Annotated in this window: 17 protein-coding genes and 1 CRISPR repeat array; of the genes, 12 read left to right on the top strand and 5 right to left on the bottom strand. The window is 68.6% G+C overall.

Annotation, left to right across the window (positions count from 1 at the left end; all coding sequences use genetic code 11):
- Nucleotides 1-63: 63 nt before the first annotated feature.
- On the bottom strand, nucleotides 64-783 hold the full coding sequence (locus J4H86_RS22615; RefSeq protein WP_236540142.1) for a DUF998 domain-containing protein: 720 nt from the start codon (nucleotides 781-783) through the stop codon (nucleotides 64-66).
- Nucleotides 784-898: 115 nt separating this feature from the next.
- On the opposite strand from J4H86_RS22615, the gene J4H86_RS22610 reads away from it, so the two are divergent.
- Complete coding sequence (locus tag J4H86_RS22610; protein WP_236540140.1) at nucleotides 899-1306, top strand: DUF6463 family protein; 408 nt, start codon at nucleotides 899-901, stop codon at nucleotides 1304-1306.
- A gap of 66 nt (nucleotides 1307-1372) precedes the next feature.
- On the opposite strand, the gene J4H86_RS22605 is transcribed toward J4H86_RS22610, so the two are convergent.
- The 3 genes from J4H86_RS22605 to J4H86_RS22595 form a co-directional block, all read right to left on the bottom strand.
- Entirely contained in the window at nucleotides 1373-2050 is a 678-nt protein-coding gene (locus J4H86_RS22605) for a type 1 glutamine amidotransferase domain-containing protein (protein WP_236540138.1), read from the bottom strand.
- 122 nt (nucleotides 2051-2172) lie between these two features.
- Nucleotides 2173-3069, bottom strand: coding sequence for a LysR family transcriptional regulator (locus tag J4H86_RS22600; protein WP_236540136.1), 897 nt, complete (start codon nucleotides 3067-3069; stop codon nucleotides 2173-2175).
- A gap of 174 nt (nucleotides 3070-3243) precedes the next feature.
- Nucleotides 3244-3516: direct repeats of the CRISPR family, unit length 29 nt; unit sequence GGGGCCATCCCCGCGCGCGGGGAGCGGAC.
- 161 nt (nucleotides 3517-3677) lie between these two features.
- On the bottom strand, nucleotides 3678-4082 hold the full coding sequence (locus tag J4H86_RS22595; protein WP_236540135.1) for a nuclear transport factor 2 family protein: 405 nt from the start codon (nucleotides 4080-4082) through the stop codon (nucleotides 3678-3680).
- Nucleotides 4083-4167: 85 nt separating this feature from the next.
- On the opposite strand from J4H86_RS22595, the gene J4H86_RS22590 reads away from it, so the two are divergent.
- The gene (locus J4H86_RS22590; protein WP_236540133.1) at nucleotides 4168-4608 is read left to right on the top strand and encodes a MarR family winged helix-turn-helix transcriptional regulator; all 441 of its coding nucleotides are present in this window, start codon (nucleotides 4168-4170) and stop codon (nucleotides 4606-4608) included.
- Nucleotides 4609-4714: 106 nt separating this feature from the next.
- A complete protein-coding gene (locus J4H86_RS22585) occupies nucleotides 4715-5353 on the top strand; it encodes a CatB-related O-acetyltransferase (RefSeq protein WP_236540131.1) in 639 nt (212 codons plus the stop codon).
- A gap of 36 nt (nucleotides 5354-5389) precedes the next feature.
- On the opposite strand, the gene J4H86_RS22580 is transcribed toward J4H86_RS22585, so the two are convergent.
- Complete coding sequence (locus J4H86_RS22580; RefSeq protein ID WP_236540129.1) at nucleotides 5390-5878, bottom strand: SRPBCC family protein; 489 nt, start codon at nucleotides 5876-5878, stop codon at nucleotides 5390-5392.
- A 135-nt stretch (nucleotides 5879-6013) separates the two neighbouring features.
- Here J4H86_RS22580 and J4H86_RS22575 point away from each other — a divergent pair, with 135 nt between their 5' ends.
- The 9 genes from J4H86_RS22575 to J4H86_RS22535 all read left to right on the top strand — a co-directional run bounded on the left by J4H86_RS22575 (nucleotide 6014) and on the right by J4H86_RS22535 (nucleotide 15848).
- Nucleotides 6014-6838, top strand: a complete 825-nt coding sequence (locus J4H86_RS22575; protein WP_236540127.1) for an enoyl-CoA hydratase/isomerase family protein — start codon at nucleotides 6014-6016, stop codon at nucleotides 6836-6838.
- Between the two features lie 66 nt (nucleotides 6839-6904).
- Nucleotides 6905-8146 carry a TetR/AcrR family transcriptional regulator gene (locus J4H86_RS22570; protein WP_236540125.1) on the top strand — a complete coding sequence of 414 codons (1242 nt, stop codon included), beginning with the start codon at nucleotides 6905-6907 and terminating at the stop codon, nucleotides 8144-8146.
- A gap of 242 nt (nucleotides 8147-8388) precedes the next feature.
- Entirely contained in the window at nucleotides 8389-9123 is a 735-nt protein-coding gene (locus tag J4H86_RS22565; RefSeq protein ID WP_236540123.1) for an SDR family NAD(P)-dependent oxidoreductase, read from the top strand.
- Nucleotides 9124-9141: 18 nt separating this feature from the next.
- Entirely contained in the window at nucleotides 9142-10296 is a 1155-nt protein-coding gene (locus J4H86_RS22560) for an acyl-CoA dehydrogenase family protein (protein ID WP_236540121.1), read from the top strand.
- A 32-nt stretch (nucleotides 10297-10328) separates the two neighbouring features.
- The gene (locus J4H86_RS22555) at nucleotides 10329-11222 is read left to right on the top strand and encodes an SMP-30/gluconolactonase/LRE family protein (RefSeq protein ID WP_236540119.1); all 894 of its coding nucleotides are present in this window, start codon (nucleotides 10329-10331) and stop codon (nucleotides 11220-11222) included.
- Nucleotides 11219-12805: a class I adenylate-forming enzyme family protein gene (locus tag J4H86_RS22550; protein ID WP_236540118.1), complete on the top strand. Its 1587-nt coding sequence runs from the start codon at nucleotides 11219-11221 to the stop codon at nucleotides 12803-12805. The genes J4H86_RS22555 and J4H86_RS22550 overlap by 4 nt, the downstream gene beginning before the upstream one ends.
- Before the next feature lie 160 nt (nucleotides 12806-12965).
- Complete coding sequence (locus J4H86_RS22545; protein WP_236540117.1) at nucleotides 12966-14156, top strand: thiolase family protein; 1191 nt, start codon at nucleotides 12966-12968, stop codon at nucleotides 14154-14156.
- Nucleotides 14157-14203: 47 nt separating this feature from the next.
- On the top strand, nucleotides 14204-14995 hold the full coding sequence (locus J4H86_RS22540; RefSeq protein ID WP_236540116.1) for an enoyl-CoA hydratase/isomerase family protein: 792 nt from the start codon (nucleotides 14204-14206) through the stop codon (nucleotides 14993-14995).
- A gap of 220 nt (nucleotides 14996-15215) precedes the next feature.
- Complete coding sequence (locus tag J4H86_RS22535; RefSeq protein WP_236540115.1) at nucleotides 15216-15848, top strand: TetR/AcrR family transcriptional regulator; 633 nt, start codon at nucleotides 15216-15218, stop codon at nucleotides 15846-15848.
- The last annotated feature ends 754 nt before the right edge of the window (nucleotides 15849-16602 follow it).

Raw genomic sequence — 16602 nt, 5'->3', positions numbered from 1 at the left:
TCACCGATCCCGCCTCGTTCCCGCCAATCGAGGCCCACGGTGCGGGTGCGGCCGCGCGTGGGTCTAGGCGTGCCGACCGCCTCGTAGCAGGAGGCCAAGGCCGATACCGGTGAGGGCGACGTGGGGGACGGCGTAGAGCAGACGCTGGGCGAGCCCGCCGGGCGGGATGCCCCACAGGATGGCGGTGGTCATCAGCACCAGAGTCACCACGGCGGTGATGCCGGCGGTGAGTGACCACGTCGCCATTCCACGGCGCTTTCCCCGAAGGGCGACCCACAGGGCGAGCAGGGCGACGGTCGGGGCGAACATTCCCGGCAGGGACAGCAGTGTGTGCGTCGTGAAGGCGACGTCCGCGGGGAACAGGCCGGAGGCGGCCCAGGAGAGTCCGAACACGACCAACGCCACGGTAGTCACGGTGGCGGAGCGCCGCCGTGGCCACACGCGGCGCAGGCTGAGGGCGCCGGCGGCGAGCAGGCCCCCCAGGACGACGAACCCCCAGTTCATCTGCATGTGCCACGGGGAGCAGATGTAGTCGGTGGACAGCGGGTAGGTTTCCGGTCCACAGATGGTGACCGCGAGGTCGCTGATCGGCTGCCGTAGGGGGTCGTGGGAGCCGCCCGTCGCGCGCAGGACGGCGAACTCCAGGGCATGGTAGAGGGGGATGGCCGCCCAGAGCGTCGCGCCGAGCTTCAGCCCCAGCTCACGGCGGGCTCCGGCCCACCAGCCCAAGACGAGGAGACCGGCCAGCACGACGGCCATGAGCGCGAAGTCCAAGATCGACACCCGGGAATCCTATTGGCCGCCAGACGGGCGGTTTCACCACGCTCCCCCGCGCGGGGGAGGTCTCCCGCTCCTGCGAGGGATCCGCGGCGGCGGGCCGTGCGTAGACGATGGCCTTATGACGAGCAACAGGTTGACCGTGTGGGCCGGGCGGACGATGGTGGCGATCGGGGTGCTGCACACCCTGGTGTTCCTGCCCCACCCGTACTGGACGGACTGGTTGTCGGGGAGCGCCTGGCGTGGTGTGGAACTGCCCGACGAGGCGCACATCGTCTTCTGGGCACTGCCGGGGAGTTTCGTTCCAGTGCTGATCCTGCTCGGGTTGTTGGTGTCCCGGTTGGGAAAGCGAGGCGAGACGCTGCCGGCCTACATGGGCTGGGTCCTCGCCGGCTGGTGCGCGGTGGGGCTGTGGTTCGTGGGGCCCAGCGGGTTCATGTTCGGCTTCGTCCCGGCGGGCTTGTTGATCGCGGACAGCATCCGGACGCGGCGTACCGAGCCCGGGCGGGAGGCGAGCCTGTCGGCGTGAGGGCCCGGCGGGTTCCCCATCCCTCCGGGGGTGGCGGGGAACCCGACCTCATGGTCCCGAGCCGCGTCAGGATCCCAGGGCGGCCAACGTCGCCGTGGCGACACCTGCGGCCGACTGCGGGTTCTGACCGGTGACCAGTCGACCGTCGGTGACGACGTTCTCGGTGAAGTTTGGCGCGGGCACGGGAACCGCTCCCCGCTCCGCCAACGCGTCGGCCAGCAGGAACGGAACCGTATCGGTCAACCCGACCGCCGCCTCCTCGTCGTTGGTGAAACTCGCGAGACGCTTGCCCCGGACCAGGGGTGTGCCGTCGGAGAGCGTGATGTTGACCAGCGCGGCCGGCCCGTGGCAGACGGCGGCCACCACGCCCCCGTTCTCATAGATCGCGCGTCCCACGGTGTTCACCGCGGCCTCAGTCGGGAAGTCCCACATGGTTCCGTGCCCGCCGACGAAGTACACCGCGTCGTAGACGCTCGGGTCGACGGCGGCGAGCTTGGGGGTGTCGGCGAGCTGGGCGGCGATGTGCGGGTCGGCGAGGAACGCGGCCTGGACGGGATTCCGCTCGTCCAGGCCGTCGGCGGGCGGCGCGCCGCCGGCGATGGAGGCGAGGTCGACGGCGTGTCCGGCCTTGATGAAGACCTGCCACGGATCGGCGGCCTCACCGACGTAAAACCCGGTCGACCGTAGCCCACCCAGGTCGTCGTGGCTGGTGAGGACGAGCAGGACGCGCTTGTTCTCGGTCATGGGTGCCTCCTTGTGTGACGGCGTGGCCGGTGGTCACGCTAGAAGGGAGATGCGCACCCCGGGGAATCACGCCACCGATGCCCGCCATCGGAATGGTGATCGCCCCAGCCGATTTCAACCGGTCAGTCGGCCCGGCGCCGGGCGACCTCGGCGACAGCGGTACGTAGCGCGTCGGTTTCCGGGGACCGCGCGGTGTCCGAGCGCCGGGTGGCGACGTACAGGGTGTTCAGGGGGGCGACGTGTGGCTGGTGCAGACTGACGAGTTCGCCGGTGTGGAGGTGGGCGCCGGTCAGGTAGTTGGGCAGCACGGTCATCCCGTGTCCCGCCACGGCCAGCCGCAGGAGGGCGCGCAGGTCGGGCGCGACAGTGGCGACGCGGAGGCCGGTCGGTGGCCGCCCGAAGACACCACGCCAGTAGCGGCGGATGATCGGGAACTCCGTGCCGTAGGTGAGAACGGGGATCGTGTCGATATCGTGCCCACGCCACCGGGGATGCCCGACCAGCACGAACTCCTCGTCACAGATCGGCGCGAAGGAAACGCCGGCCTGGTGCGGCCGGACGGAGCTGACGACCGCGTCCAGCGCACCCGAGCTGAGCCCGGCGAGGAGTTCGTCCGCCATCCCGAAGGTCACGTTCAACCGGACGTCGGTCGGTAGCCGATCGGCCAATCCAGGAAGAACGACCTCGGACAGGAACTCCGCCGGACCACCGAGAAACAGGGTGCGCACCCGGGCGTCGCCGGTGCCGAGACTGGCGGCCGTGGCGGCATGGAGCCGATCGATGGGCTCGGCCAGGCCGGCGGCGAGCTCACGCCCCCGGTTCGTCGCGGTCACCCCGGCGTGGGAACGCTCGAAGAGCGGATACCCCAAGCGCCGCTCCAACCCGGCGACCTGCCCCGACACCGAAGCCTGCGCCATCCCCAACTCGTCGGCCGCCCCAGTGATCGACCCCACCCGGTAAACAGCGACGAACACCCGCAACGCGTCCCACGAGACTCCCCGCGTCACCACATTCGTCACCGTTCCCCACAGATCGACACCAGCCCCCCGATCCTAGGAGCGACCGCACCCGTGCCCGGCGACGGTCACCGCTCACGCCCCAGGCGGCGGTGCCATCGGACGCGCCCCGGCAGAGAACAACCCCCGCGTGCGGGGAGCGGACGGGTGACTGTTACTGGGCGGTTTTCGCGCCGGTGGGCCATCCCCGCGCGCGGGGAGCGGACGTGTGGATGACCGAGAAATACCCCCGCGAGGAGGGGCCATCCCCGCGCGCGGGGAGCGGACGTGCTCGCGGTGCTCCTGGCCGATGGCGGACGGGGGCCATCCCCGCGCGCGGGGAGCGGACGACCAAGAAGTCCAGGATGATGACTCGCGCGTGGGGCCATCCCCGCGCGCGGGGAGCGGACCGGACGCGTCTCGGCGCCTGCGGGCACTCGAAGGGGCCATCCCCGCGCGCGGGGAGCGGACACTTGGCGACCAGCGGACTTACCGCTGGCAAGCTGCGAATTTCTTCACTTCTCGAAATTCCGACATAACGGACACCACCCCGAACCCACGGACCGACCACACCATCGTGCCATCACAGGGGCACCCAGTGGAGCACTGCTCGGCGGGTGGACCTGGTGTCGTTATTCGCGCATCCAGGTGATGGCGATGTTCATTTCGGTGAATCGCCATCCTTCGGTGGTTCGCACGGCCGTGGTTGACAGGCGGAGGCCGCTGGTGCGGTGTGGGGGTTCGCCGGTTCGGTAGAAGTAGGCGAGCTGGTTCGCCGTGGCTTCGGCGCGGTCGCCGTCCAGGTGGACGAGGACGTCGCCGTGGACGTGGTGGGTGTGCTCCCCCTCGACCTCGCTGTGCTTCAGGTGGGCGGTCACCTCGGCGATACCGCTCAGCTCGGCTCGTGGGGAGCGCACCATGATGTCGTCGTGGTAGACGCTGGAGGCGTCGTGGTGACGCTTCTCGTCCAACAGGTTGGCCAGGCGGGCGAACAGGTCGGTGACCTCAGCGCGGTCGGTGGTGGCAACGACGGTCATGACATCTCCACTAGTCGGTTTGTGTTGGTCTCACCAACATTAAGGGACGAGTGTTGGTGAGACCAACACAAATAGGATGCTGCCCATGGACGATGTCCCCCGCCGCATGGCAGCGAGGTCGGATTGGCTGATCAGCCAACTGGCCGTGCATGTCCGCCGGCTCGCGTTCGCCAGTTTCGACTCCGTCGGCGCGCGCGGGTACCACTACCGCATCCTGGCGGTGCTGGCGGAGGTCGGCCCCGCGAGTCAGGCGGAGCTCGGGCGCCGGGGCCGGATCGACCGCAGTGATGTCGTCACGGCGGTCAACGAACTCGTGGAGCGAGGGTTCGTCGAACGCCTGCCCGACCCCGAGCACGGGCGACGCAACAGGGTGATCCTCACCAGCGGCGGTGCCCAACAGCTTCGGCGGTTGGACGACGCACTCGACCAGATGCAGGACACCCTGCTCGAACCCCTGTCCGGGGAGGAGCGCCAGGCGTTGACCGACCTGCTCACCCGTGTTCTCGCCCAGCACGAGTCCCGATAGCCGGCCCCCCGCGCAACATGACCCGGGAAATCCGCTCGATCGCCTGCCACGCAACCGCTAGCATCCCGGAGGCCGCCCCCATCCTGACCGTCTGAGAGGACTCACCGTGTCGCTTCCTGACCCGAACGTGCTGCATCCCTGGCCCGAGCAGCCGCGGGTGGCGTTGCTCAAACCGCTGGTGGAGTCCCCGCTGATCGAGGCTGGGGAGTTCTCCTACTACGACGACCCGGATGACCCCACCGCCTTCGAGAGCCGGAACGTTCTCTACCACTACGGGCCGGAGAAGCTGGTGATCGGGAAGTTCTGCGCCTTCGGCACCGGCGTGCGCTTCATCATGAACGGTGCCAACCACCGGATGGATGGCCCGTCCACCTTCCCCTTCCCCATGATGGGCGGGACGTGGGGTGAGCGCTTCGACCTGCTGACGGACCTGCCGGTGCGGGGGGATACCGTGATCGGCAACGATGTCTGGCTCGGCTACGAGGCGATGGTGATGCCCGGGGTGCGCATCGGGAACGGGGCGATCGTCGCCGCCAGGTCTGTGGTCACCAGCGACGTTCCCGACTACGGAATCGTTGGCGGCAACCCCGCCGAGTTGATTCGGCGGCGCTTCGACGACCATGACGTTGACCGTCTGCTCGCGATCGCCTGGTGGGACTGGCCGCTGGAGCACATCACCGCGCACCTCACCGAGATCATGAGTGGGAGTGTGGACGAGCTGGCGGGCGCTGCGCCGGTTTCCTAGCGGCCACCCCCGCCTCGGCTCCTCGACGCAGGTGGCTCAGGAGGCGTCCAACAACTCGTCGATCTGGCCCACGGCCTCGGTGAGACCTTCCTCCATGCCCATCTTCACGAGCTTGTCCATGTCCTCGGCGGAGGCGAAGGTCGTGTGGATGACCATCTGGGTTCCGCCGTTGTGCTTGGAGAGCGTCACCTTGGTGGGCATGCTGGGCATGTCGGGCAGCGGTTCCCCGCTTGGGCCGGCGAAACCGTCCACGAACTCCAGGGAGCTGGGGGCGTCCACGGCGACCACGCGCCACCAGCCGCGGAACTCGTCGCCTTCGGGGCTGGTCATGAAGTAGGTGACCATACCGCCGGGGGTGAGTTCGTGTTCCTCGACGGTGGCGGGGTAGGTGGGTGGGCCCCACCATTCCTCCAGTTGACGGGGGTCGCTCCACATCTTCCATACGGTGCGCACTGGTGCGGCGAAATCCGCGACCAGGGTCATGGTGAGGTTCTCGTCGTCCCGATCCATGCTGGTGACGCTCATCGACTCCCCCTCGCCGACCGATTCGTCCTCCTTTCCAGTATTTACCCCTCGGTGGCCCGTTGATCACTGTTGACAAACGCCGGAAAAAGTACTGATATCTGTGTCAGTTTAAGAGCGGAGATCGGAGCAGTCGTCGTGACGGTGCCCAACGGATCCACCCCCCAGCCCCCGCCAAAGTTGCCGGACTACGAGCACCTCACGCTCGACCTGGCCGATGCCGTGCTCACCGTGACACTGGACCGTCCCGAGGTGCTGAACGCGATCAACGGGCGGATGCACCACGAGCTCACTGAGCTGATGGAGTGGCTCGGCTCCGCTGGTGGAATCCGCGCGGTGGTGCTCACCGGTCATGGCCGAGGGTTCAGTGCCGGGGGTGACGCGCGCTGGTTCGAGAGCGCCACGCCGGCGGAGGTGGAGGCGTTGTTCGACGAGGGTGCGCCGCTCATCCGGAACCTGCTGGCGGCGCGGATGCCGATCGTCGCCGCGGTCAACGGTCCGGCGGTCGGTCTTGGGGCGACGATCGCGCTGTGCTGCGATGTCGTCTTCGCGGCGGAGTCGGCGGTGTTCGCGGACCCGCACGTGCGCATGGGTGTGGTCGCGGGGGACGGCGGCGCGATGATCTGGCCCGCGTTGGTCGGAATGTCGCGCGCCAAGGAGTACCTGCTGACCGGCGACAAGGTTCCCGCGGTCGAGGCCGAGCGGATCGGGCTGGTGAACCACGTCGTGCCCGACGCCGAGGTCGTCGAGCGGGCTCACGCATTCGCCGTCCGCCTGGCCGAGGGGCCCGCGCTGGCGATCAGCGGAACCAAGGAGGCACTCAACGCGCTGGTCCTTCGCTCGGCCGACATCGTGTTGGAGAAGGGTCTGGAGCTGGAGCGCGCGACGATGCGCAGCAACGACCACCGTGAGGCGGTCACGGCGTTCGCCGCGGGCCGGCCGCCGGAGTTCACTGGCACGTGAGTCCACCCGCCGTCCTTCGGAACGTCCACAAGCCCCGCCCCCACCGGATCCCGAGGTGGCCCACTGATGACGACGCCGCCGACCCCACGCGCCGACCGGCCGAGCCGCACCCGCGGCGAGCTCGTGGCCGCGGCGCGGAGGGTGTTCGGCGACAAGGGGTACGGTCCAGCGACGATCACCGACATCGCCACGGCCGCCGGTAAGGCGCACGGAACCTTCTACCTGCACTTCGAGGGCAAGGAAGCGGTCTTCGCGGCGTTGGTCACCGAGGCGGAGCGACGGATGCGCGAGGAGGCGCGCGACCTCTGGCGTTCGCACGACGTCGAACGGAGCATCAGCTCGCACATCCGACGGTTCTTCGAGCTGTTCGAACCGGACCGGTGGATGTGGGCGATCCTCGACCAGCTCGCCGCGACACAGCCCGGCTTCGAACGGATCAGGCGGCGCTGGTGGGACGAGTACGTCGCCCAGGTCCGGCGGGGGCTCGAACGGTCGGGCGCGCCGGGGCTCGCCGGGTTGGACGTCACGGTCGTGGCCCACCTGCTCTCGTCGATGCTCGAGGACATGTGCCGGGCGACCTTGCTGGAACGACGCCGCCACGACGTCGACGAGGTCGTACGCCATGTCACGAGCGTCTGGCTCGGCTCCATCGGACTGTCCGGACCGGGAGACGGGATCCCCGGCGCCACGGCGGACGAAGGCACACAGGCCCAGCGCGTCCGCCGTTCGAGAGACGCACTCTTGGTGGCCGCTCGGGAGGTCCTCGCCGAGAAGGGATACGCCGGGGCGACCGTCGCCGACATCACGGCGCGGGCCGGACGGGCCCACGGCACGTTCTATCGGCACTTCGGGAACAAGCGGGCCATCTACTCGGTGCTGCTGCGCGGTTTGGCGCGTCCCACGACCGAGGCCCCTCGCACTGGGCCGAGCGGTCCGTGCGCGACCGCGGTTCACCACGTGTTCGCGGGGCACGCCCACCGGATCGAGGCGGATCGCGATCTGTGGCTGCTGCTCCAGGAACTGGGGCCGGACGATCCCCTCGCGGCGGTGCTACAGGGCCAGGTCCGCGCCGCCGTCGAGGCGCGACTCTTCGACGCCGTGGGCGACGTGCCCCACCGTCCTGGTCTCGACCGTTCCCTGGAGGTCGAGGTGCTGACGGCCATGCTGGGGCAGGCGGGCCGGATCGGATCCCTGCCCGGCCGACGTGACCTCGTCGTTGGGCACGCGACCGTATTGGCGCTTAGGGGGCTTGGCAGCGCCGTGGACCCACAGGAGATCCTGGTGGATTTCACGTCCCGTAAAGAGTGACACCGTCGTCAGTTCGATGTGAAGCCACGGAACCGCCATCACATTCGTGGAATCTCTTGACCACACGGGGTGCCCGTAGTAAAAATTATTCTAACCGGTTAGTTAAAACTGGAGGCCCTCCGTACGATGACATGGCACCTGGGCAAGCGAAACACAGAGCGGAACCCGGTCGCGCTAACCGCCGGTCAATTGAACTCGACTGCGCCGCACCCCGGATGTGCCACGACCGGAAGGCCTCGGGGATGACCGGCCGACTGGAGGGCAGGATCGCCCTCGTCACCGGCGCCACCCGCGGAATCGGCGCGGCCCTGACGACACGTTTCGCCGCGGAGGGCGCCACAGTCGTCGCGGCTGACCTACGCGAACGTCCCGGGGATCACAGCCGGTTCGTCCAGTGCGACGTCACCGCCCCCGACGACCTCACGACCGCCGTGGAGTTCACCGAAGCCGAGTTCGGTGGGCTCGACATCATGGTGAACAACGCTGGTCTGGGTGCGGCGGCCGATCTGACCGAGCTGAGCGACGAGGAGTGGTCCCGCGTCATCGGAGTGTGCCTGACCGGCACCTTCCACGGCATCCGGTCCGCGGCGCCGGCGCTCACCCGGCGCGGCGGCGGCGCGATCCTCAACCTCTCCTCCCTCGCGGCCCGCCGGGCGATGCCGGGCATGGGCGCGTACTCCGCCGCGAAGGCCGGGGTGGAGGCGTTGACCAGGAGCGCCGCGGCCGAGCTGCGTCCGGTGCACATTCGAGTCAACGCGATCGCGCCGGGCCTGATACGTACCGCCGCCGCCGAGTCGGGGGGTGAGGCCCTCTCCCGCGGGGTCGGCATGGACCTCCCGGAGTTCTTCGACCGGCGCCAGGGACGGTGGGGCGAAACCGACGAGGTGGCGCGTGCGGCGGTCCACCTGGTGAGCGACGAGTCGTCGTTCACCTCCGGTCTTGTGTATTCGATCGACAACTCCGCAGGCGTTTTCTGACGTGACGAGGACGGGACGATGAACATGGTCACGACGGCCGACATGGATTCGGATCGGCGAGAGTTCGTCGAGTCGATCCGGGAGTTCACGCGACGGGAATGCGGAACCCGGGAACAGCGTCGTGCACTGACCGACGACGACCGGGTTACCCACAATCAGGAGCTGTATCGCAAGCTCGCCGACCTGGGCTGGATCGGCTGCGCGATTCCGGAGGAGTACGGCGGGGGCGGCGGCACGACGAGCGACGTCTGTCGCCTCATCGAGGAGATGGCGTACGGCAAGGCCCCGCTGTTCGGTCTCGCGGTCTCCCTCGTGAGCGCGACCGTGGTCGAGCGGTTCGGTACGGAGGAGCAGCGCCGGGACATTCTCGGTGGCGTCTGCCGTGGCGACGTGCTGGCCACCGCGATCAGCGAACCGGACACCGGCTCGGACGCCGGGTCGATGACCTGCCGGGCGGAGCGCCGGAACGGGAAGTTCGTCATCAACGGCCAGAAGACGTGGATCTCCTGCGCCCACATCGCCACCCGGATCCTCGTACTGTGCCGGACCGACTCCACCGTCGGAAAGCACGGCGGGATCACCATGATCGACGTTCCGGCCGACGCTCCGGGCCTCGAGGTTCGTCCGATCGCCACGATGGGCGGCGACGAGGTCAACGACGTCTTCTTCACCGACGTCGAGGTGGACGAGAGCCGGGTCATTGGCGCCGAAGGCGCGGCCTGGACCCAGATCATGCGCTGCCTCAACACCGACCGCCTGATGTGCGGAACGATGTTCCTCGGCCACGCGCGTCGGGCGTTCGACGACGCCCTGGAGTACATCCGTGAGCGGGAGCAGTTCGGCCGGCCGGTTGGGAGTTTCCAGGCGATCCGCCACCGGATGGCCGACCTCGCCACGGAACTCGAGTGCTGCCGGCTGCTCGTCACCGACGCCGCCCGGAAACTCGACCGGGACCCGGATCGGCAGGTGCCACGCGAGGCCTCCATGGTCAAGCTCAAGGTCACCGAGACGGCGAAGCGCGTCGCCATCGAAGGTATGCAGCTCATGGGTGGGGCCGGCTACACGCTGGAGCACGACATGCAGCGGCATCTGCGCCAGACCATCGTGTCGACCGTGTACGCCGGTACGAGCGAGATCCAACGGGACATCATCGGCAAGTCCTATGGGCTCTGAGTCCCAACGCAATCACAACAGGAGGATTCGACGTGGGTAGGTCTTTCGCAACGATCACTGAGGGCGGCCACTATTTCGAGGGGGTCCGGTGGCGCGACGGCCACTGGTACGCGTCCGACGCGTTCCAGGGCATCGTGGCGTCGTGGGACCCGAATGGCGAGCGTACCGACCTGATGCAGGTCGACGCGCTGTGCTCGGGTCTCGGCTGGCTTCCGGACGGCTCCCTGATCGTGGTGTCCATGAAGGACCGGTCGCTGCTGCGGCGTAGCCCGGACGGGACCGTCACCAAGCACGCCGACCTCTCCGCCCTCTCGCCGCACTGGATCAACGACATGATCGTCGACCAGCGGGGCCGCTCCTGGGTGGGAACCATCGGCTTCGCGATCGTCGACGGCGCCGACCCCGAGCCCGGGCAGCTATTCCGCGTCGACCCCGACGGCACCGCCGTCGTCGTGGCCGACGACCTCTGGTGCCCCAACGGATGTGTGGTCACCGCCGACGGCCGGACGCTGATCGTCGCCGAGTCCTTCGCCGCACGCCTGACGGCGTTCACCATCGGTGACGACGGCACGTTGAGTGAGCGCCGGGTGCTCGCCCAGTTCGGCCCCCAGCCTGAGCCCGGCGGCGCCGCCGAGATGCTCGGCGCCGCGGAGCTCGCCCCGGACGGACTCGCGATCGACGCCGAGGACCACGTCTGGGCCGCCGACGCGGCGGGCCACCGCGTCGTTCGGGTGTCCCCGGAGGGGAAGATCGTGGAGGAGGTCTCCCACCCGGACGAGACCCCCGTCTACAGCTGTGCCCTGGGCGGTCCGGACGGCCGGACGCTGATGCTCGCCGCCGCCGCCGGGTTCTTCGAGGCCGCGCAGGGGGTGACGGGCACCGCGGCGTTGGTGACGACGCAGGTCGAGGTGCCCGCCACGCGGTGACCGGGCCGTCCGCGACTCCGGCGACGCTGCTGCGCGGAGCGGCAGTCGACTACGCCGACCGCGTGGCGGTGACCTGCGGCGATCGCAGTCTGACCTATGCCCGGTTCGCCGAACGCGCGAACCGGCTGGCGAATGGCCTCGCCGCCGCCGGGCTGTCCCGGGGGGACCGGGTCGCGATGCTCGGCGACAACTGTCTGGAGTCGCTGGAGCAGATCATCGGCCTCGGCATCAGCGGGTTCGTCCGGTGTTCGTTGCACGCCCACGACACTCCTGGCCGGCACCGCTACCTGCTCGACCTCACCGGGTCGCGTGTCCTCCTGGTCCAGGACAAGTACTACGGCCCGCTCGCGGCGGAGCTCGAGGGGTCCACGGTGGATCTCGTCGTCGTGCTCGGAGAGACGCCCGCTGTCCCCCACAGCGTGCCGACGGTCGGATACGAAGAGTGGCTCGCCACGGCGTCGCCCGCTCCCCCACCCGTCGAGCTCGCGGACTCCGATCCCGACGTCATCAAGTTCTCGGCCGGCACGACCGGGTTCCCCAAGGGGATCGTGATGTCCGTCGGGGCGACGATGGCGATGGGCGACGAACTCGCCCTCGTCCTCCCCCGGTTCGACGAGAACGACCGCTACCTCGCGGCCGGGCCGTTGACCCACGCCGCGAGCATGTTCGTCTACCCCCTCCTGGCCGCGGGGGCGGCGACCGTGGTGCTCCCGAAGTTCGACCCGGCGACGTTCCTCGACGTGGTCGAACGAGAGCGCATCACCTCGACGCTCGTCGTACCGACGATGATCCAGATGATCGTCGACCACCCCGACGCGCGGTCGCGGGACCTGAGCAGTCTCCGTGCCGTGATGTACGGGGCGGCCCCCATCACCGCGCCGACGATGGTGAAGGCGATCGCCCTGTGGGGCAACATCATGTTCCAGCTCTACGGGCAGAGCGAAGCCGTACCGATCACCGTGCTCACGCCCGACGACCACCACGTCGACGGGCCGGAGGCCGACCGGCGGAAGCTCGCCTCCGCGGGGAGGCCCACCCCGAACGCCTCCGTGCGCATCATCGGTGACGGCGACGCGGAGCTGCCCGTCGGAGAGGTCGGGGAGATCGTGGCACGGTCTCCCTGCATGATGTCCGGGATCTGGGGCGATGACGCCGCGGTCGCGGACCGGGTCACCGCGGATGGGTGGGTGCGCACCCGTGACATGGGTTACGTCTCCGAGGACGGATTCCTGTATCTGGTCGACCGCATGGAAGACATGATCGTCTCGGGTGGCTTCAACATCTGGCCCGCGGAGCTGGAGTCGGCGATCGCCGCGCATCCGGCGGTACGCGAGGTGGCGGTGGTCGGGACGGCACATCCCAAGTGGGGCGAGACGCCGGTGGCGATCGTCGTCCCACGGGAGGGCAGCACCGTCACCGAGGAAGAGATCGTGGCGTGGAGCAGGGAGCACGTCGGGTCACACAAGAAGGTCACGCTGGTCCACTTCGCCGAGGAACTACCGCGCACCCCCTTGGGGAAACTGTTGCGCAAGCGGGTCCGTGAGCAGTACTCCGGCGGGGGCCAGGGGATCAGTGGCGCGTGACGGAGATCTGGCGTCACCCCATCCCCGCTGGTGACACGCGCTGGCGGGGATGGGCGATCGCCGTACACCCACCCGTTCGGTGTCGGCCGCGCCGGCGGTCGACACCGAACGGGGCGCCGCGAACCGCGGCACCACACGCCGACCGAGTCAGGAGTGAGTCATGCGTGATGTTGTGATCAGTGGCGTCGGGATGACGGCCTTCGGGAAGCACCCGGAGCGGCCGGTCTCCTCACTCGCGGCCGAGGCGGTCGGCGAGGCGCTCACCGACGCCGGGATCCCCGAGGGAGCATCGGAGATCGGGGCTGTCTACTACGGCAACGTGCTCGGCGGGCTGCTCCAGGGGCAGGAGTCGGTGCGTGGCCAGCACGCGGTGCGCGATACCGCGTTGACTGGGGTCCCCCTGATCAACGTGGAGAACGCCTGCGCCTCCGGCGCGACGGCGCTGAACCAGGCGTGGCTGGCCGTCGGGTCCGGCCAGGTCGACATCGCGGTGGCGATCGGCGCCGAGAAACTGATCGTCGCGGAACGCGGCAAGGCACTCGCCTCCCTGACATCGGTGCTCGACCAGGAACGACTCGAGGAGGTCCGCGCCGACCTGGGCAGCCGGGACACCGGGTCGGTCTTCATGGACATCTACGCCCGGTTCGCCACCTGGTACCAGGAGTCGAGCGACGCCACACCCGAGGACTTCGCCCAGGTGTCGGTGAAGAACGCTGGCCACGGCGCGGCGAACCCGAAGGCACAGTACGGCCGCGAGCTCACGGTGGACGAGGTACTGGCGGCACGCCAGGTGAGCGGCCCGCTCACCGTACCGATGTGCGCGCCACTCAGCGACGGCGCCGCCGCGGTGGTGCTGACCACACCCGAGCTGGCCCGACACGCACAAGCTTCCCCGGTCCGGGTCCTGGCCACGGTCGTCGGATCGGGGCGGCCCGGCGTCTACGGCGAGCTCGTTCCGTCGTTGGCGACCCGAGCGTACGAGACCGCGGGCATCGGCCCCGGCGACATCGACGTCGTGGAGTGTCATGACGCGGCCGCACCCGCGGAACTGATCGTGCTGGAACAGCTCGGCCTGTGCGGGGCGGGCGAGGCTCCGTCCCTGCTGCGGGCCGGCGCGACCCGGCTGGGGGGCCGGCTCCCGGTGAACCCCAGCGGTGGTCTGGTGTCGAAGGGGCATCCGCTGGGCGCCACCGGCCTCGCCCAGATCGTCGAACTGACCGACCAACTGCGGGGCCGCGCGGAGAACCGCCAGGTCGAGGGCGCGCGCCACGCCATCGCCGAGAACGCCGGTGGCTACATCGGCCCGGACGCCGCGGTCGCCGCGATCACCGTCCTGGCCGGTGCGGACTGATGTTTGACGAGGACGACACCGCAGCGGTGCGTCATGTGGAAGGGCCAATGATGGGTAAGTCCGTCGAGTACGAGGTGAAGGGGACGGCCGCGTGGATCACGCTCAACCGGCCCGACCAGCGCAACGCCCTGTCGGCGGAGGTGATCGACGGGGTGTCCCGCGCGCTCGACACCGCGCGGAGGGCGGCGGCGGTGCGTTCGGTCGTCTTCGCCGCCAACGGCCCGATGTTCTGCGCGGGCGCCGACCTCAAGAACGTACTGGGTGACCTCGACGGCTCCGACGGTGCCGCACTGAGGCGGTTCCTGCGTTCGGCGTCGACCCTGTTCGACAAGATCGCCGCCCACCCCCAACCGGTGGTCGCGGCCGTGCACGGAGCCGCGATCGCGGGCGGCCTGGAACTGGTGCTCGCCTGCGACGTTGTGGTGGCGGCCCGCTCTGCGACGTTCGCCGACGGCCACGCCCGCTACGGCATGTTCCCGGCCGGCGGAGCGTCGATCCGACTCCCCCGCCGCATCGGCGTGAACAACGCGAAACGGCTGATGTTCACGGCCGAGAGCTGGAGCGCCGAACGCATGCGAAGCGTCGGTCTGGTCAGTGAGGTCGTCGACGACGACGAACTGCCCGCCACGGTGACCTCGCTCACGCAACGCATCGGCCGGTTCAGCCCGCTCGGGCTGTCGGAGATGAAGCAGGTCGTCGAGGCGGGGGCGGACCTCTCCGTCTCCCGAGGCATCACCCACGAGCTCAACACCTGCCTGAACTACGCGACCAGCAAGGACTTCGCCGAAGGTCTGCACGCGTTCTCCGCCCGCCGCGAACCGGAGTTCGTCGGCGAATGACGTGAACCGACGGTGCTGTCCGATCGGTGCCACGCCGACGCGGACTCGGCATGCCGCGAGCGGACAGCGCGGACCCCGCCCCCGCCCAATCGTCCTGCCATGCCGTCGTCCGGGTTGGTGCGCCCCGTACACGCGGGTGCGCCAACCCGGCTACCGTGGTCGACTGGCTGGTCGGACCGAGACCGGAGCGGCGGGCAACCGCCACAGAGATGAGGTGGGTATGGCGCGCCATCGTGTGACGAGCGTCCAGGAACTGGTGGACGCAGCGGCCCGTGTCTTCGAACGTCAGGGGTACGCCGAGTCCACGATCAGCGACATCGCGACCGAGGCCGAGGTCAGCAAACCCACGGTGTACCAGTACGTGTCGTCCAAGCGGTGGCTGCTGGAGACGATCGTCGAACAGGTCATCTACCCACTCCGAGACGGTATCGACGCGATCCTCACCAGCGACCGCACCGAGCGCGAGAAGCTGGAGGCCTACCTGCGCCTCCACACCGACTCCGCGGTCCGCTACAGGACCTACTACCGGGTACTCGTCGCCGACGAACACCAACTGTCCCCCCAGGCCCTACGCGACTACCGCTCCTGGGCACGAGACGTGAACCACGCGGCCGAGAACCTGCTGCACGACTGCGCCAAAGCCGGAGTGATCCGCGACGGCCTGGACGTTCCCGCGATCGTCAACCTGGTCAACGGCATGCTGATGTCGATCAGTCGCTGGTACCGACCCTCCGGACGCCTCACCCAGGACGAACTCCACGCACAGGTCCTGGCACTGCTCGGCGGGGTCATCGTGCCGCCGGATGAGGCCGAGGGGTCGACCGAGAGCGCGAAGGGCGGACAAGCCCAATGAATGATCTTCGAATCGAACTCCTGTTGCTTTTTTGTTGAATGACATTCAACTTGTTGCCCAACAGCGCGGAATGCATGGAACAAAGGCATCAGGTGTTGAAGGTGGGGCAATGATCACACGGAAACGCCGTGGACGGCCAGGACGTGTGACGACGTCGACGGCCCCACTCAACGCACGTCGCGACCCAGGGGCCACCGCCATCCTAAAGTAGCCCTGAACAGGGAAAACGAGCAGCGGCGACACAGGGATCGGATTGACACGCCAACTCAGAGCCAACGCACGTGCACATGGAACCTCACCGAACAACGTCAATAGGTGACCAATTTAATTCATGCCCCAGAGGCAGAAACATCGACATACCCTGACATTTGTCATTCGGCTTCGACACGGCGGTCGAAAGTGTATGTTTTGATCCAGACCAGCGACCAGTACACAGAAAATCGTTAACGCAACTCACAACAATCCATGGCGTGAACTGGGACCAGTTCCGAGCATCGACGCGCGGCCGCCGGGTCACCCCAGGTAACCGGCAAGCCAAGCCGCCCCGACATGCACCGGACCCGTGAGCTAGGCCAACGACATAAGTCTTGCTGGGCTGCATCGGCACGCAGCAGATACAGCCCAGCCACAACAGCCAGGGCACCCGCCTGCCCGCAGAGAGGGTCTCGCGCTTACCCTGGGTTGAGCGGAGAGTTCGACGACGTTTGGTAGCCGAGGTCGGACTCTCCTAAGGGATGAACATCATCCCGATCAC

The organism is Spiractinospora alimapuensis (assembly GCF_018437505.1).
In the GTDB taxonomy this organism is placed as follows: Bacteria; Actinomycetota; Actinomycetes; order Streptosporangiales; family Streptosporangiaceae; genus Spiractinospora; species Spiractinospora alimapuensis.
The sequence above is the reverse complement of the archived record's forward strand: the minus strand, read 5'-3'. Positions and strand labels throughout refer to the sequence as shown.